Annotated in this window: 18 protein-coding genes and 1 riboswitch; of the genes, 5 read left to right on the top strand and 13 right to left on the bottom strand. The window is 43.6% G+C overall.

Annotated features, from left to right (window positions below; translation table 11 throughout):
* Positions 1-228 (top strand): hypothetical protein, encoded by a 228-nt coding sequence (locus WMO75_RS04295; protein WP_022214524.1) that lies wholly within the window; start codon positions 1-3, stop codon positions 226-228.
* Between the two features lie 52 nt (positions 229-280).
* Here WMO75_RS04295 and WMO75_RS04290 read toward each other — a convergent pair whose 3' ends face one another.
* A complete protein-coding gene (locus WMO75_RS04290; RefSeq protein WP_118699040.1) occupies positions 281-2,305 on the bottom strand; it encodes a beta-galactosidase in 2,025 nt (674 codons plus the stop codon).
* Positions 2,306-2,316: 11 nt separating this feature from the next.
* Entirely contained in the window at positions 2,317-5,361 is a 3,045-nt protein-coding gene (lacZ, locus tag WMO75_RS04285; RefSeq protein ID WP_118699039.1) for a beta-galactosidase, LacZ type, read from the bottom strand.
* A gap of 103 nt (positions 5,362-5,464) precedes the next feature.
* On the opposite strand from lacZ, the gene WMO75_RS04280 reads away from it, so the two are divergent.
* On the top strand, positions 5,465-6,277 hold the full coding sequence (locus tag WMO75_RS04280; RefSeq protein ID WP_118252682.1) for an AraC family transcriptional regulator: 813 nt from the start codon (positions 5,465-5,467) through the stop codon (positions 6,275-6,277).
* Between the two features lie 102 nt (positions 6,278-6,379).
* Here WMO75_RS04280 and WMO75_RS04275 read toward each other — a convergent pair whose 3' ends face one another.
* The 8 genes from WMO75_RS04275 to garR all read right to left on the bottom strand — a co-directional run bounded on the left by WMO75_RS04275 (position 6,380) and on the right by garR (position 15,079).
* On the bottom strand, positions 6,380-7,207 hold the full coding sequence (locus tag WMO75_RS04275; protein WP_173905847.1) for a carbohydrate ABC transporter permease: 828 nt from the start codon (positions 7,205-7,207) through the stop codon (positions 6,380-6,382).
* Positions 7,200-8,099, bottom strand: a complete 900-nt coding sequence (locus tag WMO75_RS04270) for a carbohydrate ABC transporter permease (protein WP_118252683.1) — start codon at positions 8,097-8,099, stop codon at positions 7,200-7,202. The genes WMO75_RS04275 and WMO75_RS04270 overlap by 8 nt, the downstream gene beginning before the upstream one ends.
* A gap of 101 nt (positions 8,100-8,200) precedes the next feature.
* Entirely contained in the window at positions 8,201-9,487 is a 1,287-nt protein-coding gene (locus WMO75_RS04265; RefSeq protein ID WP_118252684.1) for an ABC transporter substrate-binding protein, read from the bottom strand.
* Between the two features lie 331 nt (positions 9,488-9,818).
* Complete coding sequence (locus tag WMO75_RS04260) at positions 9,819-10,331, bottom strand: DUF6106 family protein (protein ID WP_022213447.1); 513 nt, start codon at positions 10,329-10,331, stop codon at positions 9,819-9,821.
* A 75-nt stretch (positions 10,332-10,406) separates the two neighbouring features.
* Entirely contained in the window at positions 10,407-11,345 is a 939-nt protein-coding gene (locus WMO75_RS04255; protein WP_349077674.1) for an AraC family transcriptional regulator, read from the bottom strand.
* 108 nt (positions 11,346-11,453) lie between these two features.
* Entirely contained in the window at positions 11,454-12,725 is a 1,272-nt protein-coding gene (locus WMO75_RS04250; RefSeq protein WP_349077673.1) for a GntP family permease, read from the bottom strand.
* Positions 12,726-12,743: 18 nt separating this feature from the next.
* On the bottom strand, positions 12,744-14,168 hold the full coding sequence (locus tag WMO75_RS04245; protein WP_349077672.1) for a four-carbon acid sugar kinase family protein: 1,425 nt from the start codon (positions 14,166-14,168) through the stop codon (positions 12,744-12,746).
* Between the two features lie 23 nt (positions 14,169-14,191).
* Positions 14,192-15,079, bottom strand: coding sequence for a 2-hydroxy-3-oxopropionate reductase (gene garR, locus WMO75_RS04240; RefSeq protein WP_349077671.1), 888 nt, complete (start codon positions 15,077-15,079; stop codon positions 14,192-14,194).
* A gap of 365 nt (positions 15,080-15,444) precedes the next feature.
* Here garR and WMO75_RS04235 point away from each other — a divergent pair, with 365 nt between their 5' ends.
* Positions 15,445-16,089: a GntR family transcriptional regulator gene (locus WMO75_RS04235; protein ID WP_294661654.1), complete on the top strand. Its 645-nt coding sequence runs from the start codon at positions 15,445-15,447 to the stop codon at positions 16,087-16,089.
* Between the two features lie 274 nt (positions 16,090-16,363).
* Here WMO75_RS04235 and pflA read toward each other — a convergent pair whose 3' ends face one another.
* The 3 genes from pflA to WMO75_RS04220 all read right to left on the bottom strand — a co-directional run bounded on the left by pflA (position 16,364) and on the right by WMO75_RS04220 (position 19,988).
* On the bottom strand, positions 16,364-17,101 hold the full coding sequence (pflA, locus tag WMO75_RS04230; RefSeq protein ID WP_118252685.1) for a pyruvate formate-lyase-activating protein: 738 nt from the start codon (positions 17,099-17,101) through the stop codon (positions 16,364-16,366).
* 2 nt (positions 17,102-17,103) lie between these two features.
* A complete protein-coding gene (gene pflB / locus WMO75_RS04225) occupies positions 17,104-19,359 on the bottom strand; it encodes a formate C-acetyltransferase (protein WP_118252686.1) in 2,256 nt (751 codons plus the stop codon).
* Positions 19,360-19,646: 287 nt separating this feature from the next.
* Positions 19,647-19,988, bottom strand: a complete 342-nt coding sequence (locus WMO75_RS04220; RefSeq protein ID WP_303223328.1) for a hypothetical protein — start codon at positions 19,986-19,988, stop codon at positions 19,647-19,649.
* Positions 19,989-20,094: 106 nt separating this feature from the next.
* Positions 20,095-20,171: riboswitch (cyclic di-GMP riboswitch) on the bottom strand.
* A gap of 174 nt (positions 20,172-20,345) precedes the next feature.
* On the opposite strand from WMO75_RS04220, the gene WMO75_RS04215 reads away from it, so the two are divergent.
* Both WMO75_RS04215 and WMO75_RS04210 read left to right on the top strand, forming a co-directional pair.
* Entirely contained in the window at positions 20,346-21,149 is an 804-nt protein-coding gene (locus tag WMO75_RS04215; RefSeq protein WP_303223327.1) for a TerD family protein, read from the top strand.
* A 15-nt stretch (positions 21,150-21,164) separates the two neighbouring features.
* Positions 21,165-21,869 (top strand): AIM24 family protein, encoded by a 705-nt coding sequence (locus WMO75_RS04210; protein WP_118252689.1) that lies wholly within the window; start codon positions 21,165-21,167, stop codon positions 21,867-21,869.
* Positions 21,870-21,915: the final 46 nt, after the last annotated feature.

Here is a 21,915-nt window from a genome sequence, read left to right as displayed (position 1 = left end):
ATGTCCAGTATAAAAGAACGAATTTTCGGAGCTGTTACTGTTATGAGCGAAGAGGATGCGCAAAAAGTCTGGGATCTGATTCTCTCCACTTTTGCTCTTGATAATATCGAACAGGTTGTGCCTGATCCCGACGAACAGGCAATTATGAACGCCTATAAAAATGGCGATCCTGATTATCAGCCATCTGTTTCTCAGGAAGATTTGCTTAAAGAATTGAATTTAAAATAACAAGAAAAAAGTTCCTGACAAAGTGCCGGGAACTTTTTTTCTGTCTTATTTTTTATTTGTGTTTCTTCAAAATCCTTGTCTGCAGCGGAGCCATGACTTCGCTCTCGGTTCCATAGAGCAGTTCATATTCTGCCGGAACAGCAACCGTCTGTGGTTTGCGTGCATAGTTCTGGATGAAGAGGTATTCGGTATCTTCGCTCTCTCTTACTGTTACGGAAACGCCTTCCGGAATGAATTCAACTGGTGATTTCAGGCCGGCTTCTGCTGCTGCTCTGCCGTAGAAGTCCTGATAGAATCCAAGTTCCATATCCGCACATACATAGTATACATGACCTTTACCAAATGCTTTGTGTGTCAGCACCGGATATCCCTGATAGAAGTCCTCGCCGTAGCGCAACAGCACTTCCGCATCGGAAACTTCAACCAGTTCGCAGAGGTTCTTGCAGGAATATACATTGCTGATTCCGAGATGGCTTCCAGCCTGTGGGATCGCATGGTTTTCTTCCCAGTCATAAAGAGCGTCGATCTCTGCACTGCGGATTCCTGTTACGTCCATCAGTCCGTATGGAGTTCCGTCAAGGAAGCATTTGTCTGTACCGTCTACCAGTCCGGACCAGTAGGAAAGTACCAGAGTTCCTCCATTTTCTACATAGGTGCGGAGTTTTTCTTCGTATCCGTCTTTGAACATATATGCCATCGGAGCTGCCAGAACTTTGTAGTCTGCAAGGTCATGTTCCATTGCAATAATGTCGACATTCAGTCCCTGTTCTCTCAGTGCACGGTAGTTCTTCTGCACATTTTCACGATAGTGCATATCTTCGTTTCTCGGTCCCTGTACATCCGCGATCGCCCAGTCGTTTTCACGGTCATAGAGAACAGCTACCTGAGATTTCATGTTGGTTCCAACAGTCTCCTGAATCTGTTCCAGAACCTCTCCAACCTCTGTTACTTCACGGAAAACACGGGTATCTTCTTTGCCGTAATGATCGATCACAGCACCGTGGAATTTCTCGGAAGCGCCCTGACTCTGACGAAGCTGGAAATACAGAACACTGTCAGAACCGTGAGCAACTGCCTGGAGAGAACCTGCCAGAAGCATTCCCGGTTTTTTGAGTTTGTTGATCGGTTTCCAGTTCGTTGCAGACGGGCAGGATTCCATAAGAAGGAACGGCGCTTTCTTGATGCTGCGCATCAGGTCGTGCTGCATTGCCGCGTCAACAGCTGTGACATATTCCTCTTTTTTGTGCCATCCCGGATAGTTGTCCCAGGATACAATATCAAGAACATCTTTGAATTTTTTGTAATCCAGACCGTCAAAATCATACATCAGATTGGCGGTCACAGGCAGTTCAGAACCGCCTTCACGAATCGCATCAACCTCATTTTTGATAAAGTCGATCGTCTGATCTGTGACAAAACGCTTCCAGTCAAGTTTCAGTGCATGAAGTTCATTTTCACCCTTCGTGGATGGGCTTTCGATCTGATCAAAACTGTTGTAAATGTGGCTCCAGAATGTTGTGCACCAGCTCTTGTTGAGGTTTTCGATCGTGCCATATTTTTCTTTCAGCCATTCTCTGAACTTCGCCTGGCACAGCGGGCAATGGCATTCTCCACCGAACTCGTTGGAGATATGCCACAGCATAACTGCCGGATGTTTGCCGAATCTTTCGGCTAATTTCTTATCGATCGCATGGACTTTTTCTCTGTATACCGGAGAGGTAAAACAGTGATTATGTCTGCCTCCGAAGAATCTTCGGGTTCTGTCCGGATCCATACGAAGGACTTCTTCGTATTTGTCTGCCATCCATTTCGGTCTTGCTCCTGACGGAGTTGCAAGAATGGTATGAATCCCCTCTTTATAAAGATTGTTAATGATCTCTTCCAGCCAGTCGAAGTTATATTTTCCTTCTTCCGGTTCAAGAACAGCCCAGGAAAAAATCCCTACCGATACAGTGTTGATATGTGCTTTTTTGAAATATTCGATGTCTTTCTGAAGGATATCCGGGCGGTCAAGCCACTGCTCCGGGTTATAATCTCCACCATGAAGGTAACGTCCGTATTTCATCTGTTTCGCCATGTTGTCTCCTCTTAAAGTCCTTTAAATACAAAGGAAAATTCCATCTTTTTATCGGTTTCCAGTAAATATTCTTCGTGTGTGCGTGCTCCCCAGCTGTCATCTCCACCGATTCCCATCTGGTCTTTTGCAACACGTACAACAGTGTAATGAACCTCCGGAAGTTCGTATGGATGCATTGCATTTTCCATCTCATGAGGAGTGTATGGAAGTGCTGAGAACATCATTGGACCATTGTTCTCATCCATCTCAAAGAGCATTCCTCTTCCCTTGCGGTCAGTTACTTTTGCCCAGCGCACTTCTTCTTTTGCACCACATTCCTGCGGAACCATATATCTTGCAATATTGTCTGCGACTTTGTTTGCATAGATGCCAAGTTTTGCTCCTTTTTTACGGTCAGAATAGGTCTCTGCCTCTCCAAGTCCGTACCATTCCACACGGTCATAATCTGCATTGAATTTGAAGATCACACCAAATTCCGGCATGTCACCAAGTTCTTTGACTGGGTCATAACTGAGGGTTGTCTTTACTCTTCCATCACCGGATACTTCATAGGAAAGTCTGCATTCGCTGAGTGGTGTGGTCGGCATGAGATACGTGTAAGTCACTTTTACAGTCTTCTCATTCACCTCTACTTCCGGCTCATTTCCCGGGCCGTATGGTCCCTGACGGAAGTCTTTGTGGCTTAAGTACATGCTGGCGATCTTCCACTGTCCGTAGCGCATTCCCATAAGATTTCCACAGTCATTATCCGTTGGTGCACGCCAGAAGTTTGGCTTTGGAATTGCCTCGATCATTTCTTTTCCGGCATATTTATAAGATACCAGACCGCCGTTCAATACAGAGAAAAGTACTTCAAAATGCGCTCCTCTGACACCGATATTGTGTGTACTGCGGATCACTTTTACACCTTCCGGGCAGGTCTTTTTCGGTTCTTCAACCTGGTATACATACTGTCCAAAAGCTACCTCATGTCCCGCTTCTGCCCATGCTTTATCTTCTTTCAGATGGAAGGAAACAGTCACTGCATATTCGCCTGGTTTCTCTTCTTTTGCGAGCGGAAGTGCATAGGTTTCTTCGCTTAATGGAGCAACTGCCGTTGCAAGAGAAGCCTTGCGGATCACTTTACCATTCTTTGCAACAGTTACTTTGCAGTCAAAAATATCTGTGTTCACAAACAGGTTCTTGTTGATGACTTTTACGCTGTCTGCACTGACTTCTGCAGTGATGTTCTGGTAGTTGAATTTGACTTCCTGCATCTTCGGAGAAGCATCTCTGTTTCCACCGTATGCGATACCATTTCCACTAAAGTTGTAGTCTGTCGGACGTTCTCCGAAGTCGCCGCCATACGCCTGGAATTCTTTGCCGTAGCGGTCTTTTTTGTAGATAGACTGGTCAATGTAGTCCCAGATAAATCCACCCTGATACTTCGGTTCTGTGTCGGTCAGATCTGTATATTTGTGCATTGCACCGCAGGAATTTCCCATTGCATGAGTATATTCACAGCAGATGAACGGCTTAGAATCATCTTTTGCAAGGAACTCCTTGATTGCCTCTACAGATGGGTACATCTGGCTTTCCATGTCGCTGGTATCGTTATATCTGCGGTCATGGCAAAGACCTTCATAGTGAACCAGACGGGTCGGGTCTGTGTTGCGGAAGAACTGGGACATTTCAAAAATATCCTTGCCTCCGAAGGACTCATTTCCGCAGGACCAGATCAGGATCGCCGTGTGGTTTTTGTCTCTCTGATACATGGAATTTGCACGGTCAAGCATCATATCCAGCCATTCCGGCTTGTCATGCGGCACAACGTAGGTGTAATCCTTTGTAAATTCAGCAACATCCCAGGAACCGTGGGATTCCAGGTTTGTCTCATCGATCATATAGATTCCGTATTCATCGCAGAGCTGATAGATCAGGGATGCATCCGGATAATGGCAGGTACGGATCGCATTGATATTGTTCTGCTTCATGGTCTTAAGGTCTTTGCGGAGTTCTTCTTCGGATACGTGTCTTCCGCTTACAGAACTGAATTCATGACGGTTAACACCCTTGAATACGATACGTTTTCCATTCAGTGTCATAATGCCGTCTTTCATCTCGAAACGACGGAATCCAACTCTCTGTGGGATCACTTCCTGAAGCTCTCCTGCCTCATTATAAACTTCCAGTGTCAGGTCATAAAGCTGTGGTTCTTCTGCGCTCCAGAGTACCGGATCTGCTACTTTCCAGGAATAAATTTCTTCTCCGTCGAGTGCTTTTTTGTCCTCGATCACGGTCTCTCCGTCTTTGGAAAGAGTAATCTTAACTGTGCCTTTGCCCCAGGTATTTGTTCTGATCTCAAGTGCTGCTGCACTTAATGTTTCATCCGGGATCGCACGGATCTGAAGGTCATAAACATGAACTTCCGGTACAGTATAAAGGTAAACATCTCTGTAAATTCCGGAGAAACGGAAGAAGTCCTGGTCCTCGCACCAGCTGCTTGCTGTCCATTTGAATACCTGTGCTGCGAGTTTGTTTTCGCCTTCTTTTACATATTCGGTCAGTTCAAATTCTGACGGTGTAAAAGAGTCTTCACTGTATCCAACAAAGTGTCCGTTGAGCCATAATGCAATGCCGCTCTCTGCTCCCTGGAAGGAGATAAAGAGACGTTTCCCCTGCATTTCTTCCGGCACTTCAAAGTATTTCACGTAGCTTGCAACCGGATTGAAATGCTCCGGAATCTCACCCGGATGGATGTCCTCGTGGCCTTCCCACGGATACTGTACGTTAGCATACTGAGGTGCATCATATCCTTCCATCTGGATATGGGCCGGTACACGGATATCATCCCAGTCTCTGCAGCAATATTCTTCTTTTTCGAATCCCGGAATCGCACTTCCATAGTTACGGGCATAGTGGAATTTCCAGATTCCGTTAAGGTCATAACGGAAGGAAGTTTCTTTTTCCTTCGCTTCCTCTCCATCTCTGTAATATGTGTGGTCAGAATGTGCATCCATTCTTCCATCTTTGAAATACTGTGGATCTTTTACTAAAGAATAATCAAAAGTTTTCATCATTATCCTCCTGCGTTTTATGGATTCATTATAGTATGTATCTTTCTCATGTGGTATAATAAGTCATTCCAAAAAATATAACATTTCGAAACAAGGTAAGCTTATGCCAATTTACTTCCGAAACACTCCCGTAACCATGCCATTCATGTTTGATTCTGTCGGAAACCACTGGTATCAGGAGAGTATGCAGCGTCCGAACGGACATCCACATTATCATTATCTCCAGACGGAGAAGGGACGTGGACGAATTGAGATCCGTGGAAAACATTATATCCTGGAGGAACAGGAAGGAATCCTGATTGCACCGTCTGTCCCTCATTCTTATACGAAAGAATCTGAGGAATGGGATACTGTTTTTGCCACATTTACCGGCACACTCTCTTCCGGGATCTCTTCGATCCTTCAGAATCAGTCGGTTGTTTTTGTCAGTAAGGAGCAGGGATGTCTGATCGAGCACATCATTTCGGACGCCGTTTCTGAATTCCAGAAATCCATTCCTGACATGAAAGTTCTCTCTACGCTCTGCTATGACCTGCTGCTTGCTTTTACTCTGGACACTTCTTCCGGAAATCTGACCGCCGATCCGTTGTATCAGAGATATGTTGCCCCCACTGTACGGGAAATCGAAACCAGATATTCTGAGGAACTGACTGTTCAGGAATTGAGCAGCCAGGTTTTTGTCACTCCTCAGTATCTCTCCCGACTGTTCCGCAAATTCCTGGGTGTTTCGGTCTATGAATATCTGACCGGCTACCGGATCAACAAATCCAAGGAACTGTTGCTGACTCACACGCACATGAAGATCCAGGAGATTTCCCTCGCGTCCGGTTTCACAGACACCAGCCACTTTATTTCGATCTTTCGGAAATACACGGGAACCACTCCACTTGATTTCCGTAAGGTTTACCACATGTAAATACGTTAAAAAGTTACAAAAAAGGATGCCGCATAATCTGTCTGGGACATATTACGCAATATACCCACAGGACCAAGCAGCATCCTTTTATTTAATTCATAATTACTTAACCGCTCCGGTAATACCTTCTGCGAACTGTTTCTGCAGTACGAAGAATACAACCATTGTCGGGATGGAACAGAATAATACGCCACACATCAGCATACCATAGTCTGTTACATAACCTGTGATCAGGTTGGCGATCAACATTGGCATTGTCATCGCCTTGTTATCAGTCATGATTACCTTCGGCCACAGGTAAGAGTTCCATGCATTCATGAAGGTAATAACTGCTGCAGCTGCATATGTAGATTTCATAGTAGGAATGAACATCTGTAAGAAGATTCTTACTTCGCTCAGTCCATCGATACGAGCTGCCTCGATAATATCTATAGGGAAGGATCTTGCGTTCTGACGGAACATCATGATCATAAACGGTGTAGAAATGATCGGAAGGATAAAACCAACTGCTGTATTCAGAAGTCCTGCTTTGGAGAACATCTTGAATAACGGAACCATGGTAGCAACCTGAGGAACCATCATTGCCAGAAGCAGAACGGAGAACAGTCTGTCTTTTGCCTTATCATGATAAACTTCAAAACCATATCCTGCGATAGAGCAGATCAGCAGACAGATCACTGTTGTAAGGATCGCATAGAAGAAAGAGTTTCCAAGTGCTCTCCACAGTGGCTGCTGAGCTGTCAGGTTTTTGAAGTTTTCCATGAAGTAACTTCCCGGAATAATTCGTCCACGAGATACATCTGTTGATGTATTTGTTGCAGCTGAGATCATCCAGTATAACGGAAATACTGAAATAAATGACACGATGATCAGAAAAATATAGGTAGGAATCAATCTTCTCTGAATTGCTGATTTGTTTTTCTTAGTCACGTGTATCACCTACTTTCAAGTTGATAAATGCAAGTACAGCTACCATAATGAATATAAGGAATGACATTGCTGATGCATATCCAAAATTCGGTACGTTGATAAAACATGTATTGTAAACATAATGGGACATTGTGATCGTTGAGTTCGCCGGACCACCTTTTGTCAGGTTGACGGACTCATCGAACAACTGTAATGTACCATTGATTGACATGATAAATGTCATGATAATTGTCGGTTTCAGAAGCGGAACTGTAATCTTCCAGAAAGTCTTCCAACCATTAGCACCATCGATCTTGGCTGCCTCGTATACAGAATATTCGATATTCTGAAGGCCTGCAAGATAGAATACCATGTTGTATCCTGTCCATCTCCAGATCAGCGCGATGATGATAACGATCTTGGCACTGGTGGAGTTTCCAAGGAAGTTGTAGCCGGTAGATAAGATTCCAAGTTTGATCAGGATACTGTTGATCAGACCATCTGTTGCAAACATGGAACGGAAGATCAGGGAATAGGAAACCAGGGATGTTGCACATGGAAGGAATACGCATGTACGGAAAAATCCTCTGAATTTCAGGTCTTTGTTGTTGAGCAGCTGTGCAAGTAAGATTGCGAGTACCAGCATGATCGGTACCTGAATGATCAGATACAGGAACGTATTGACAATTGACTGCTGGAATACCTTATCAGCCATGATACGCTGATAGTTACTGAAAATTGGTTCTGCGAACCGCATGTTTGCTCCGGCACCTGTCTGTAAAGAAATGATAAATGCACGGATCATTGGATAAAAACTCATGATTGCGATCATCAGTGTTGCCGGCAGAAGGAAAATCCATCCGGCAGCTCTCTGTTTCGCGATCAATGACATGCCTTTTTTCTTGGAATTCACAGGAACTCCCCCTTTCAAACCTAACTTTTAACGCACGACAGGGGACTGCAAGCAGTCCCCCGCCTTGATTACTTATAAATGTTCACTTTTCGAGATTCAGATTACTCTGTCATCTTGAATGCAAGTGTATCCTGTGCTTCCTGAAGTGCGTCTTCTACAGATGTACCATTTACGATATTAACAACTGCTGTGTTGACACATTCTCTTGCTTCATAGTGATACGGTGTCTTTGTGAACTCCGGAATATGAGAAGAGTACTCTACAATTGTTGAGAAGATCGGCTGGTCATTGAAGAATTCGTTTGGCTCGTTGTAAACATCAGATTCTCCAGCTGGCAGGTAGCAGGAAATTGCTCCTGTTTCCGGAAGGATTGCATCATAGAAATCTGTGCTGGAACCAAATGTGCTTGCAAGGAAGTCCTCTGCGAGTTCTACATTCTTGCAGTTAGATGTAATGTACCAGGAAGATCCACCGTTGTTAGCGTAGTTTGTTGCACTGTCAACATCGTCAACTTTTGGCATTGTTGTGATCTGCCACAGACCTTTCTGATCCTCTGTCTGCATCAGAGTAGCTGTAATCCAGTTACCATTTACGATACCAGCAGCCTCGCCGCTTGTGATTGTTGCAATGTACTCATCCCAGTTGTTTACGAGTTTAACAACGTCGTTTTTAACAAGGTCTACATAAAGGTTGATGCATTTTTCTGCTGTGTCGTTTCCAACGATATAAGCTTCTCCGTCTTCATTTACGAAGTTAGCTCCGCAGGACTGCATCATCATCATCAGAGTGTCGCCGCCTGTAGCTTCGCTTGTAAGGAGGTATTTACCGGTCTTTTCATGAACGTCTTTACCGATTTCCATGAATTTGGACCATGTGATGTCTGTCAGGTCATCCAGTGTGTATCCAGCTTCGTCAAGGATATCTGTACGATAGCAGGCGATAACAGCACCGTTGTCGAACGGAACACCGTAATGTGTGTCATCTATCATTGAATAGGACTGTTTCAGTTTTCCGAAATCATCCCAGTTGATGTCCATATCTTTGAGATCTGTGAAAGCGTCCGGATAGCTCTTCAGATATTTCTGATAGCTGTTGTCCTGCATCAGAACGATGTCCGGAAGTGTGCTGTAGTCACCAGCGTTAGCTGCTGTTGTCAGTTTGGTCTGGCAGTCATCAGAAGATGTCTCAATAACGTCTACTGCAAATCCATCATGATCTTTTGCATACTGCTCACCAGCCATCTGCATGGATTTGATGTTGAAGTTCTGATCCCATGCCCATACGGTTAAGGTGTTGTCATCGTCTGCTGCATAAACAGTTGTAGCTGCGCCGGCAAAGGATGCTGCCATAATACCTGTCATTAATACTGCAAGTAATTTTTTCTTCATTTAGATGTCCTCCTTTTATTAAGCGTATTCTTTTACCCCGAATTGCTTATGAATCAATTATAGCATCCGATTCAATAGGATAGTTTGCAGAATCATTTACATAATGTGCATTTTCGACCATTTTGTGTATTTCGCACTATTTACATGATTCATTTTTGGGTTTTTTGTTTGTTTTTCGCATTCATGCGTTTTTTGTCGTATCATTTTGATGAAAAAAATCCTCTCTTTTCGACAGAATGCATAGATTCTTTGTTTCCAAGAGAGGTTTTTGTTCTTATTTCATAAATTTTTCATTCATTTTTTGTACATATTTCACATATTTTTTCACATTTTATGCAAAATAGACTTTTTGAGGATGCAGGGTTTTTATGGTATGCAGCATCTCATCCGTCAGATCAAGAAGAAGTTTTATTTTGTTTCCGTCCTCTTTTACGATCATTGTGTAGTATGGCACATCATCGTCGTAGGATGTGTAATCGTATTTTTTAAGCTTTTCTGTGCCGCCGTTTTTCTTGTATTTTGCAACGCTTTCGTGCCAGTGCGGCGCGGTCACTTCCATGTTTTTGAGTTCCAGGACATGAGCGGTCTTGCGGTATTTCTTGCCATAGATCACATCGATGGTAAGTGTATCGCTCTCAAGTGTGTACTCGTAATCTTTCTGGCTGAAGACATCATACACGAAATAAAGTGCCGCCAGCAAAAATCCTGCAAGCATGAAGGACTGAGAGATCGTGATTCCGAGTATTACAAAGAACACGGCAAAAATGATCATGACTTTTCGCAGGATACCGGACATGCTTTTTTTCTTCCGGGATACCTGCTCTACAATTTTGTAATCGTACATTAAAAAATTCCTTTCTGTCTTTTTCAGACACGTTTCCTTCTGATTTATCATAAACAGATTTCTCTGGTAAGCACTCTACCATCCCTCTTCTGAGTGGATGTCGAATTTCAGGATCTGCTGTTCGTAACTTTCCGGGCGTTTTCGCCATTCGATCGGGGTAACTCCCATAAGCTGCTTAAAGTTCCGGTTAAACGTTGAGTTTGTCGTAAATCCGCACTTGTAGGCAATATCCGCCACCGGCGCATCTGTTTTCTGCAGAAGATCACAGGCAGTCTGGATTCGCACGGTATTGATATATTCCAGCGGGCTTACTTTCATATAAGAGGTAAAAAGCCGTCGAAAATGTGTCTCACTGATGTGGCAGCTTTTTGCGAGATTTTCGATCTTGATATCTTCCATGTAGTGATCGGATATGTAATCGAGAGATCTGGAGATCATGTTCGTGATCTTTCCCTTTTCTTCCGGAACTCTCTCTTCTGCTTCATTTCGATTCATTCTGGCAATTTCCGCCAGAAGTGACGCAAGGATTCCTTTTGCTTCCTCAAGATAAAATTCCTCGCCATTTCGCATAATGTCCATGATCTTGAGGATCTTGGCTGCTACAGAAGTATTGTCTGCTTCTTTTAGAAACAGTGGTTTGGAATAAATACGCTGGATCATTTTTTCTGCTTTTACAGGATTGTCCAGAAATTTCCGAAGAAATCCCTCTACATCGATAAACAGATACTCCCACTGGCTGATATTTCCCGGATCACTGTTCGTAGTATGAGGATAATTCGGTGGAAGGACCGTAAACTCTCTTCCATGAAAACGCACCATATCCTCTCCCAGAATCAGATGCCCCTCTCCCTCATAGCAAAAGCCGATCTCAAGATAATTATGAAAATGAAGATAATCCACACCTTTGCCATAATTCTGCCGCCACTTCTGCCCCAGCAATGCCAGGATCGGGCTCCCCGCCGGCATCTGGTAGTAACGGAACTCCATCTTGGGTTTTTTTCTCTTTTTCGCCATTGTATCCCTCCGTTTCTCAGAGATATTGTATTATTGTACAACAAAAAAAGGGTAAAAAAAAGACCTCTCTGCCATAACTGGCATTGAGATCTTTTTTATTACATGTTCTTAAAGGATGATTCCATAAACAATCGTGGAGGCCACTACAATGATCAAACCTTCCAGAATATCAATCGGCAGAAGTTTCATTCTCTCATTGATTGGCATTCCCATAGCTCCTGCGGATGCATGGAAGATAGATCCATGTGGAAGGGAATCCAGAACGATGGTTCCTGCATGAAGCATAGCCGCTCCATATAATGCCGGTACGATCTGCGTGATCGTTTCAGAAAAAGTAGCTGATGCGATCGTCGCTCCTGCTGAGGAAGAAGCGGTTGCTCCTGCCATTACAATTCCTGAAATCGGAGCCAAAAGGAATGCCGGAAGGTTCATTGCATTCAGAACCATAGTCATATCCGTCTGGAACTGGGAGGTCTTTACAATACCGGAAATCGTTCCGGTTCCGATCAGAAGGATTGCTACCGGCATCATTTTGCCAAGTCCATAAGTAATATATTCTCTGAAATGATTCATCTTTCTCATACAGAGCAGTCCAACAATAGCGCCTGCCGGAAGAGCGATCAACGGATCTACCGTTATGCCACAGATTGGTCGAAGCATCAGAAGTACAACTGCTACAAGAGGTCCGATAATTGCAGAACCGATAGATGGAAGTCCCATCGGCTGTGTATTGACTTTTATAGATTGCTCTTCCTGTGCACCATTTTCTTTACGACCTTTTCCTGCCAGAAGGGTACAGATTATAACAGTTCCCGCAAGTCCGACAAGTGCAGGAATGATTCCTGCCGCCATCAGTGCAGAAAGATCTACACCAAAGTTTTCTGCCGCCGCAATAGTATTCGGGTTCGGTGAAATGACCATTCCGGCTTTTTCACCACCCATCAATGCTGCCAGAAGAATGAAATTGCTGCATCCGATTCTCTGTCCTATAACCATAGCTATCGGTGCCACCGTGATAACTGCTACATCGCCAAATACACCAACTGCTGTCAGGATCATTGTTGCAAGTGCCAGAGAAAATAGTGCTCTTTTTTCTCCAAAAATCTTGATGATCTGGTCTGCGATCTTTACTGCCGCACCTGATTGAATCAGTACACCTGCCAGAATTCCGGATGTTACGATTCGAAGAATCGCAGGCATAATGCTCTGTGCTCCTGTTATCATGCAGGAAACGGTTCCTTCCAGTCCTGCCCCGCCGATCACTCCACCCACAAAAGCACCGGCAATCATGCTGTATGCAGGTTCTATTTTTTTAATAATAAGAATAATGGCAACTGCCAGACCGATAAGCGCACCAATCGTCGTAATCGTAATATCCATATCCGTCACCTCGTCTTTTTATTTCTGAATCAGGACTTCAACTGCTTCACGCAGTGTTGTATCTTCACCTACATTTCCCGGAAAGATCACATATGGTGTCAATGGAAATCTGCTCTCTTCTCCTGTCTGCCATACAGGGATTCCAGGTTTGATCTGTCCAAGTACATTTGCTTTCTTAACTGCAAGTGCTTTGGTTCCGACATCACTGGATGTGATTCCACCTTTTGCAATAACAAATCCTGGTGTGATTTTCAGTCGTCCAACAAGAGACTGAACAGCATCGGAAATTTTCACTGAAAGTCTGAGTTCATCTTCTTTGTCCCCGGTATCTGCTGTGATCAGCGCTCTCGTTGTATAACAGCAGACTGTTTTGCCGGCACGGATGCATGCTTCTTCTTTGTCGAGACATCTCTGTACTTCTGCTTCAAACGCTGCATCATCTTTTACCAGGGTTGCATCTAATTCAATAAATTCTACATCTGTCAGTTTCTTAAGTTCTCCTACCTGTCTGGTTGTCTTGTCTGTATGAGAACCGACCACGATGATTCCACCATTTTCTGTCTCATTTACTACCATTTTTTCTCTGGTAAGGAGAGGCTGATCTGTAACGCCACCCATAACCTTGACGATTGCCGCTGCTGTACGGAACATGAATACCTTGCCAGCCGCCATTGCACGATAGAGAGCTACACAGAATACTTTTACATCAGCATAATCAACGGCATTCACGATAATTTTGTTGAAATTTCTGACTTCCATAAGTTTCTTCTGGATACCGTCGATATCCATATCGTGGATCTCTTCAAGAGAAATACAGGTAACATCAGAAGCTTTGTATGCACCTTTGGTCTTTTCTTCCACGTATTCCGGCATGGTTGCTGCAGTGTAACCAAAAGTCTTATCTTTTGCAAACTCTGTCTCATTTGCCGGAATCAGTTCTTCACCATATTTGACATAGTGAACATCATCGATTGTAAAACGACCGCCTTCCTTGAAGAATGGGCAAAGGATTTCTCCGTCGATAGTCTTGCCGGTATTTTTCTCATAATTTGCTTTCAGAAGTTCTGTTTCCAGTGGATAATGACCGCGCAGAGTGGAGTCGCTTCGGCTGATAAAAATGTATTCTCTGCCGGTTTCCTTGGCAACCTCATCTACAACTTCAGCAATCGCATTGTGTGCTTCTGTTGTCTGCTCAGTCGTAAATCCTCTGGAATTGGTAAGTATGTAGAACAGATTATTGGATTCTTCAAACCCCTGACGGATGGTATCTTTTTCCCAGTTTGTATAGACAGAGATATCATGAACTGTCTGAACGCCTGTCGGGTCATCGTCCAGAACAACGATCTTTTTCTGATTCCGGGCAATTTCTTTATTTAAAAGAGTATCTATGTATGCCTCGTCGATTTTTTTATAAGAATTTAAAACCTGTGCATTTAATGCCATCGTTATTCCCTCCTGAATCTGTTTTAATCAAATTTCTTTACTTCGATACCTGCCAGTTTCTCAAAATACTGTACGATTCCGCCGTGGTCATCCTCCATATGTCCATGGATCTTCAGTGTCTGCAGAATCTCATATAACTGTGCAGTGTAAGGAATCGGTACATCAATGGAATGTGCAGTATTTACAACATTCTTGATGTCTTTATGGTTGATTCTGATCGGTCCGCCCGGTTTGAAATTACGCTCAATGATCATCGGGATCTTGGCATCCAGAACTGCACTTCCTGCAAGTCCGCCACGGATTGCCTCATATACTTTCTTCGGATCAGCTCCTGCTTTGGCTGCAAGAACAAATGCTTCAGAAACAACTGCGATCGTGTTGTTTACAATAACCTGATTTGCCAGTTTGGTTACGCTTCCGCTTCCAGATTCACCGATCAGAAGTGCAGATGAACCAAGGATGTCAAAATATTCCTGCATTGCTTCGAAGTCCTCTGCATCTCCACCTGCCATGATTGCCAGTGTTCCGTTCACTGCTCCAGGCTCTCCGCCAGATACCGGTGCATCCAGAAAACCAACTCCTTTTGCCTTAAGTCCATCGTAGCATTCTTTGGATTCAACTGGGGTTACAGAACTCATGTCGCATACGATTGCACCTTCTTTAATAGTAGATGCGACTCCGTTCTCTCCAAACAGAATGGATTTTGAGATTGCGCCGCTCGGAACCATGATGATGATTCTGTCGCACTGTGCACCGATCTCTGCATAAGTCGCTTCCTGTGCACCTGCATTTACTGCATCTGCTACTGCTTCTTTGTTGAGGTCTGATACAAGAAGTTCTTTACCTGCTTTTAATAAGTTCTTTGCCATTGGTCTTCCCATGATTCCAAGTCCGATAAATCCTGTTTTCATTTTGCATTCTCCTTTTTGATCTGTTGAAATTTGTAATTATTCTGGTTGCTTTGGATATCCTGTTTCATCTTTTACTGCTTTTGTTTTCTGTTCGTTTTCTTTGTTTGTGGCTTCATTATATCGTATACCGGTATACCGGTCAATACTCTAATTTTCTTTCTCCTTTTTCAACATTTTTAACCCTTTGTTTTTGTATAAACTATCCAATTTCGTGTTTCTATTTTGTTATATTTTTGACAATTTAATGCATTTTTGAGGGCTTTTTTCTATTTTATATTGACCTGTTTTTTAGATTGAGGTATGATATTTTCAAGAAAAATACACGTTTTTTGCAGAAAATTTTTAGATTTTTAAGGAGTTTTTGTATGATACCTTTAAATGAACAGGCTTATAAGCACCTTCAGAAGTTAATTCTGGAAAATCAGCTTTCCTATCACGAGATATACTCTGAGACAAAATTATCAAAAGAAATCGGCATCTCACGAACTCCATTTCGAGATGCGATCCATCGACTGGCACAGGAAGGCTATATTGATATTATCCCAAACAAGGGATTTATGCTGCATCAGCTTACCAAACAGGATGTCAACGAAACTTTTCAGGTCCGCTCTGCATTGGAAAGCTACTGCACGATTCAGATCTGTAAGGATTTTGAGTGCCGAAAAGCACGAAGATTGTTCAAAGAACTTCATATGATCATGGACGATATGAAAGAGATCATGGATACCACCCATTCCATTGATGAATTCTGCGAATATGATTTTCAATTCCATACCAAGATTATTACTTACCTTGAAAATGAACAGTTTTCTTCCATATTTTCCACCTTTATGTACCGCATGAAAGCACTCGCCAGACTTTCTCTCTCTCATAAGGGACGAATGGAAAATACTTATAATGAACATATGGCGATACTGAATGCTCTGGAAACCGGTGATTCTGAACATATCTATGAAATCACAATTGCTCATATGGAACGGCCGAAGGGAATCAACCTTGAGGATTTATGATTTTTTTGAGTTTTTCACCTCTCAAGTTTCAACATTGTGACCGACATTAATGTCGGTCACAAAAATATTTATAGCAACTTCCAGCATCGAAAAATATATATCATGCAAAACCGATGCCCGATGATTATTAAAAAAGAAAATTTTTCAAGTTTTGAACATGTCTGAATGCATAAAGAAAAGTCCACAGCATTTGCCATGGACTTTATCTACAGTCTGATGTCTCTCTGCCATAACTGGCATTGAGATCTTTTTCTTTTCCAGTCTTCTGACCGGTTTATATCGCTCCCAGAATTTCTCTGGCGTTGTCGATCCGTTCCTTCGAAGGTGGTCTGACACCTTCCAGCGGATAAGGAATTCCTAGCTGTTCCCACTTAAATACACCAAGTGTATGGTACGGAAGCACTTCGACTCTCTCCACTGTTTTTAAAGTATGGATAAAATCTGCAAGCCTGTGGAGATACTCATCTTTATCGCTGCCTCCCGGAACCAGTACGTGGCGGATCCACATCGGTTTTCCCATATCTGACAATTTCCGTGCCATTGCCAGAATATTTTTGTTGGACTGTCCTGTAAGCTTGATATGTTCTTCTTCGTCAATCTGCTTGATGTCCAGAAGAACAAGATCAGTATACTTCATAAGCTCCAGCCATTTGGAATAAAAAGGTTCCTTTTCTGTGTAAGGATTGGCACTGGTATCAAGAGTCGTATGAACTCCTGCGGCCTTTGCCTGACGGAAAAATTCAATCAGGAAATCAATCTGAAGAAGAGGTTCTCCTCCACTCACAGTGATCCCGCCTTTGTTACCCCAGTAATTCTTATAGCGAAGAGCCTGTTTCAGAAGCTGAGACGGGGTGTACTGCTGCCCCTCTCCCATTTTCCAGGTGTCCGGATTATGGCAGAACTGGCAGCGCATTGCACATCCACTCAGGAATATCACATATCTGACGCCCGGTCCGTCTACTGATCCGAAGCTTTCCAGAGAATGGACATATCCTTTGATTTCTTCACTCATTATTACATTCTGTCGTGGCAGGTTCTGGCAATAACATCCAGCTGCTGCTCTCTTGTAAGGTCGATGAATTTAACGGCATATCCGGATACACGGATTGTGAAGTTTGCATACTCTTCTTTTTCCGGATGTTCCATAGCATCAATCAGTTTTTCTTTACCGAATACGTTAACATTGAGGTGATGAGCACCCTGATCAAAGTATCCGTCAAGCACACGAACAAGGTTCTCTGTACGTTCTTCTTCTGTATGTCCCAGAGCATCCGGGTTGATGGTCTGAGTATTGGAGATACCATCAAGAGCATCTTCATAGTCCAGTTTTGCAACAGAGTTGAGGGATGCAAGAAGTCCGTTCTGCTCTGCTCCATAGGACGGGTTGGCACCAGGTGCCAGCGGTTCGCCTGCTTTTCTTCCATCCGGAAGAGATCCTGTAGCTTTACCATAAACAACGTTGGATGTAATGGTAAGAATGGAAGTAGTAGGTTTGGAATCACGATAGGTATGGATGTGTTTCAGTTTCTCAAGGAATGTAGAAAGCAGTGTTGTTGCGATCTCATCTGCTCTGTCATCATCGTTACCATAACGTGGGAAGTCACCTTCTACGATGAAGTCTGTTGTGATTCCGTCTTCATCACGAACAGCTTTAACTTTTGCATATTTGATAGCGGACAGGGAGTCTACTACGTGAGAGAATCCTGCGATACCAGTTGCGAAAGAACGGTCAACCTTTGTATCGATCAGAGCCATCTCTGCTGCTTCATAGTAGTATTTGTCATGCATGTAGTGGATCATGTTCAGTGTTCCAACATACAGATGAGCCAGCCAGTCCATCATCTTGTCATATTTAGCAACTACTTCGTCATAATCAAGATACTCAGAAGTAATCGGCTGATAGTTCGGTCCTACCTGCTGTTTTGTCTTCTCATCAACACCACCGTTGATAGCGTAAAGAAGGCATTTTGCAAGGTTTGCACGAGCTCCGAAGAACTGCATTTCCTTACCTGTCTCAGTAGCGGATACACAGCAGCAGATGCTGTAGTCATCACCCCATACCGGACGCATAACATCATCGTTCTCATACTGAACAGAACTTGTCAGTACAGAGATGTCAGCTGTATATTTTTTGAAGTTTTCAGGCAGTCTTGAAGAATACAGAACTGTAAGGTTCGGTTCCGGAGCCGGTCCCATGTTTTCCAGTGTATGCAGGAAACGGAAGTCGTTCTTTGTTACCATGGAACGTCCGTCCTGTCCCATACCTGCAACTTCCAGAGTTGCCCATACCGGGTCACCGGAGAACAGCTGGTTGTAAGAAGGAATACGGGCAAATTTAACCATACGGAATTTCATTACCATGTGGTCAACAAGCTCCTGAGCTTCTTTCTCTGTAAGAGTTCCGTTCTCAAGGTCTCTTTCAATATAAACATCAAGGAATGTGGAAATACGTCCAACACTCATTGCAGCACCGTTCTGAGTCTTGATTGCTGCCAGATATCCAAAGTACAGCCACTGGAATGCTTCTCTTGCATTCTTAGCCGGCTCGGAAATATCAAATCCGTATGCTTCAGCCATAACCTTCATGCCTTTGAGAGCACGGATCTGATCAGCGATCTCTTCACGAAGCTGGAAGTCATAACGTCTCATACCCTGACGGTCGCATGCTGCGAAGTCTTTCTGTTTTCCTTCGATCAGAGCATCGATACCATACAGAGCAACTCGTCTGTAGTCACCAACGATACGTCCACGTCCGTAAGTATCCGGAAGACCTGTCAGGATCTTGCTGTGACGGGCTAATTTCATCTCTGGTGTGTAGATATCAAATACACCCTGGTTGTGTGTTTTGAATTCATAGTTGTGGAATACGTCTTTGATCTTGTCGCTTACTTTGTATCCGTAAGTTTCGCATGCCTGCTCTGCCATTTTGATTCCACCGTATGGCATAAATGCACGTTTCAGCGGTTTGTCAGTCTGAAGACCAACAACTGTTTCAAGATCTTTAAGATCTTCGTCGATGTATCCCGGGCCATATGCTGTCAGAGATGTAACAACCTCTGTTTCCATATCCAGAACTCCGCCTTTGGCACGTTCTTCTTTCTGCAGTTCCTGAAGTTTTCCCCACAGTTTATTTGTTGCTTCTGTTGGTTCTTCCAGGAAGGAAGCGTCTCCGTCATATGGTGTGTAGTTCATCGAGATAAAGTTACGGACGTCGATTTTTTCTTTCCAACGGTTTCCTTTGAAACCTTCCCACTGTGAAAAGTTTTTCATTTTGCACCTCTCTAATATATGATTTATTCCGCGTATGTCCCGTCTAACTTTTCTTGCAAAAGAAAAATAAGACCGGAATCTTATTAGTTTCAAGTGAACACTCCCTTGTTCACGCCGCTAGTGTACACTATGGAATACGCCGTTGTCAATCGATTAGCGCATGCTTTTAATTTAATACAATTTGTAGCTGTGTCTTGATATTTTTTATCAACATGTTGTGGTTTTGTACTTTTTTACGTCCAAAAAATGTACCCGGAAAAGTACAAAAAAGCAGCCTCTCGCTGCTTTTATATTCCCCCGTTCCACACATCAATATGCAGAAGCTGGAACAATAATGCAAATACTGTTTTGTAGATCGTTCGTGCCTTGAGAGCTGTCTTGTCCATATATCCAAGATGCATTTTGACTGCTACAGATACGGTGCTGTCGATGATGTTGGACACGATCACCTCCGGATCCATCAGATCGAACAGATCCTTGTAACACTGATAAATATACGGGTCGGAAAGCCCGCATCCCTTTGATACTTTACGGACGGTAACGCCTTCGATGCCTTCTTCTGCTACTACTTTATATATGGAACGCTGAAGTCTTTCTTTTAATTCTTCTTTTGTGTATTTTCGAGCCATTACACTCTCCTTCTGTATGCCGTTGATTTGATTAAATTTGACCGAATCCCGACTGCTGACTTCGCTTTTTACATAAAAAAAGCAAGACAGCAGATGGATTCTCTGTTCTTGCAACTGGCTGGCTCGTTCTCGGCCCCTATAGCTTTGCGTCACTGCGTTACCACAGCTTTGCCTTTATGAAGTTAAGTTCATGGTAACGTAAATTCTGCATTTTTTCAAGGGTTTTGATCCAAATAAGTAAAAATCAATGTAAATGTTAAAGTAAATGTTAACCTGATTTATTTTAATTCATGGTGTAACATGGTATGATTAGAACAGTGAACAATGTAGTATCAATAAAATACGGGGAGGTAAACTATGTTTCAAATTCCCACAAAGATCGAATCGGCATATACCGCCGGGAACGTTCTTACACTTAACCAGCGAAAGATCCAGCCTGCTCTGCACAGGGGAAATATTCTTTCTGTAAATTTGAAGAAAACTTTATCTGGCCATGTACAGGAAAATCCCAAAAGAACGCAGGCTTATCGACATCCAGAACCAGCACCTGTAACTCCGACAGTATCTTCGGTATCCTCTGCTCCGCAGAAACACGATATCCCGGTCCTTCGTAACGTCATACAGAAGGGCCAGAAAGTCCGTATCGGCACAGTCGGGCAGTTTCCAAAGGTGCGTGTTGCACTTGGCTGGAACGTCTCTAACCCTCAGTGTGATATCGATTTATCCGCTTATCTTCTGGATGCTTCAGGCAAGGTTCCCGGCGATGACTGGTTTGTTTTTTACGGACAGACACTGAGCCCCGACGGAAGTGTTGCCCTGCATGTAAACGGCTCCAGGGCAGACCGTGAATATGCGGATATTGATTTTTTCAAACTGAATACTTCTATACGGAAGATCGTTTTTGTCCTTACGATCAACGAGGCACTGGAGCGGCACCTAAATTTCAGCATGGTCAAAGATGCCTATATCCGGCTTCTCGATCCGGATTCCGGTCAGGAGATCTACAGTTTCATGCTGACCGATTATTATGACAATGTCACATCCATGATGCTCGGAGAGATTTACTTACATAATACAGAATGGAAATTCAACGCCATCGGAAACGGTGTCGCCAGAGATCTGGCGGGGCTCTGCCAGTTATACGGCGTTGAGACAAACTAACGGGAGGATACTCTTATGATCAAATTTGAAACCATAAACGAACTGACACTCAAAGTCACTACTACAGGCAACGACGTTATCTTCACCAAGACCGGTGCTTTTATCGCAGGCGACTGCAGCGGCAACACTAATTACCGCTTCGAAAAAGTCCTTCTCGGACCGCAGAAAAGTCTCGCCCAGGCAGCACTCGGCTCCCTGATGCGCCGCGTCACCGGTGAAAACATTCCTCTTACCAAAGTCACCATGAACGGTCCATCCGAAACCTATTACGCAGAAAGCGCACAGCATGTTCTGGTCTATAAACTGGAACCGGGCGAAACGATCTCTGTCGAATCCGAAAACCTGCTTGCATTTACACAGGACTGCAAATACAGCGTCCGCTTCATCGGTGTCGGCGTTTTGTCCCAGAAAGGTCTTGCTACCACCACACTTACCGGAACTGGAAGCGAAGCTTATGTGGCGGTCATCACTGACGGAAACCCGATCGCACTCAGCAATGTACAGTCCCACAATACGATCTCTGTCGATCCGGATGCTGTGATCTGCTGGATGGGCAATGGTGCCTGCGACCCGCGCATCACAACAGATGTCAACTGGAAAACCTTTATCGGACAGGCTTCTGGCGAATCTTATTCCTTTGAATGGCATGGCGGAATTCCGGTAACTGTTATCATTCAGCCTTCTGAACGCAGCGGCGGTATCCGCGTTGCAATCGATTAAAAAAATATCCCCTGCCACTTTAGCAGGGGATATTTCAAAATCAGCT

The sequence above is a fragment of the Blautia intestinihominis genome, assembly GCF_040096655.1.
GTDB classification, from domain to species: Bacteria; Bacillota; Clostridia; order Lachnospirales; family Lachnospiraceae; genus Blautia_A; species Blautia_A intestinihominis.
This window is presented reverse-complemented; position numbering and strand designations above follow the sequence as displayed.

What these genes read in the sequence shown, in the direction of transcription:
- WMO75_RS04295 (WP_022214524.1), top strand. Translation starts at nt 1, where the DNA reads ATGTCCAGTATAAAAGAACGAATTTTCGGAGCTGTTACTGTTATGAGC.
- WMO75_RS04290 (WP_118699040.1), bottom strand. Translation starts at nt 2,305, where the DNA reads ATGGCGAAACAGATGAAATACGGACGTTACCTTCATGGTGGAGATTAT.
- lacZ (WP_118699039.1), bottom strand. Translation starts at nt 5,361, where the DNA reads ATGAAAACTTTTGATTATTCTTTAGTAAAAGATCCACAGTATTTCAAA.
- WMO75_RS04280 (WP_118252682.1), top strand. Translation starts at nt 5,465, where the DNA reads ATGCCAATTTACTTCCGAAACACTCCCGTAACCATGCCATTCATGTTT.
- WMO75_RS04265 (WP_118252684.1), bottom strand. Translation starts at nt 9,487, where the DNA reads ATGAAGAAAAAATTACTTGCAGTATTAATGACAGGTATTATGGCAGCA.
- WMO75_RS04260 (WP_022213447.1), bottom strand. Translation starts at nt 10,331, where the DNA reads ATGTACGATTACAAAATTGTAGAGCAGGTATCCCGGAAGAAAAAAAGC.
- WMO75_RS04255 (WP_349077674.1), bottom strand. Translation starts at nt 11,345, where the DNA reads ATGGCGAAAAAGAGAAAAAAACCCAAGATGGAGTTCCGTTACTACCAG.
- WMO75_RS04250 (WP_349077673.1), bottom strand. Translation starts at nt 12,725, where the DNA reads ATGGATATTACGATTACGACGATTGGTGCGCTTATCGGTCTGGCAGTT.
- WMO75_RS04245 (WP_349077672.1), bottom strand. Translation starts at nt 14,168, where the DNA reads ATGGCATTAAATGCACAGGTTTTAAATTCTTATAAAAAAATCGACGAG.
- garR (WP_349077671.1), bottom strand. Translation starts at nt 15,079, where the DNA reads ATGAAAACAGGATTTATCGGACTTGGAATCATGGGAAGACCAATGGCA.
- WMO75_RS04235 (WP_294661654.1), top strand. Translation starts at nt 15,445, where the DNA reads ATGATACCTTTAAATGAACAGGCTTATAAGCACCTTCAGAAGTTAATT.
- pflA (WP_118252685.1), bottom strand. Translation starts at nt 17,101, where the DNA reads ATGAGTGAAGAAATCAAAGGATATGTCCATTCTCTGGAAAGCTTCGGA.
- pflB (WP_118252686.1), bottom strand. Translation starts at nt 19,359, where the DNA reads ATGAAAAACTTTTCACAGTGGGAAGGTTTCAAAGGAAACCGTTGGAAA.
- WMO75_RS04220 (WP_303223328.1), bottom strand. Translation starts at nt 19,988, where the DNA reads ATGGCTCGAAAATACACAAAAGAAGAATTAAAAGAAAGACTTCAGCGT.
- WMO75_RS04215 (WP_303223327.1), top strand. Translation starts at nt 20,346, where the DNA reads ATGTTTCAAATTCCCACAAAGATCGAATCGGCATATACCGCCGGGAAC.
- WMO75_RS04210 (WP_118252689.1), top strand. Translation starts at nt 21,165, where the DNA reads ATGATCAAATTTGAAACCATAAACGAACTGACACTCAAAGTCACTACT.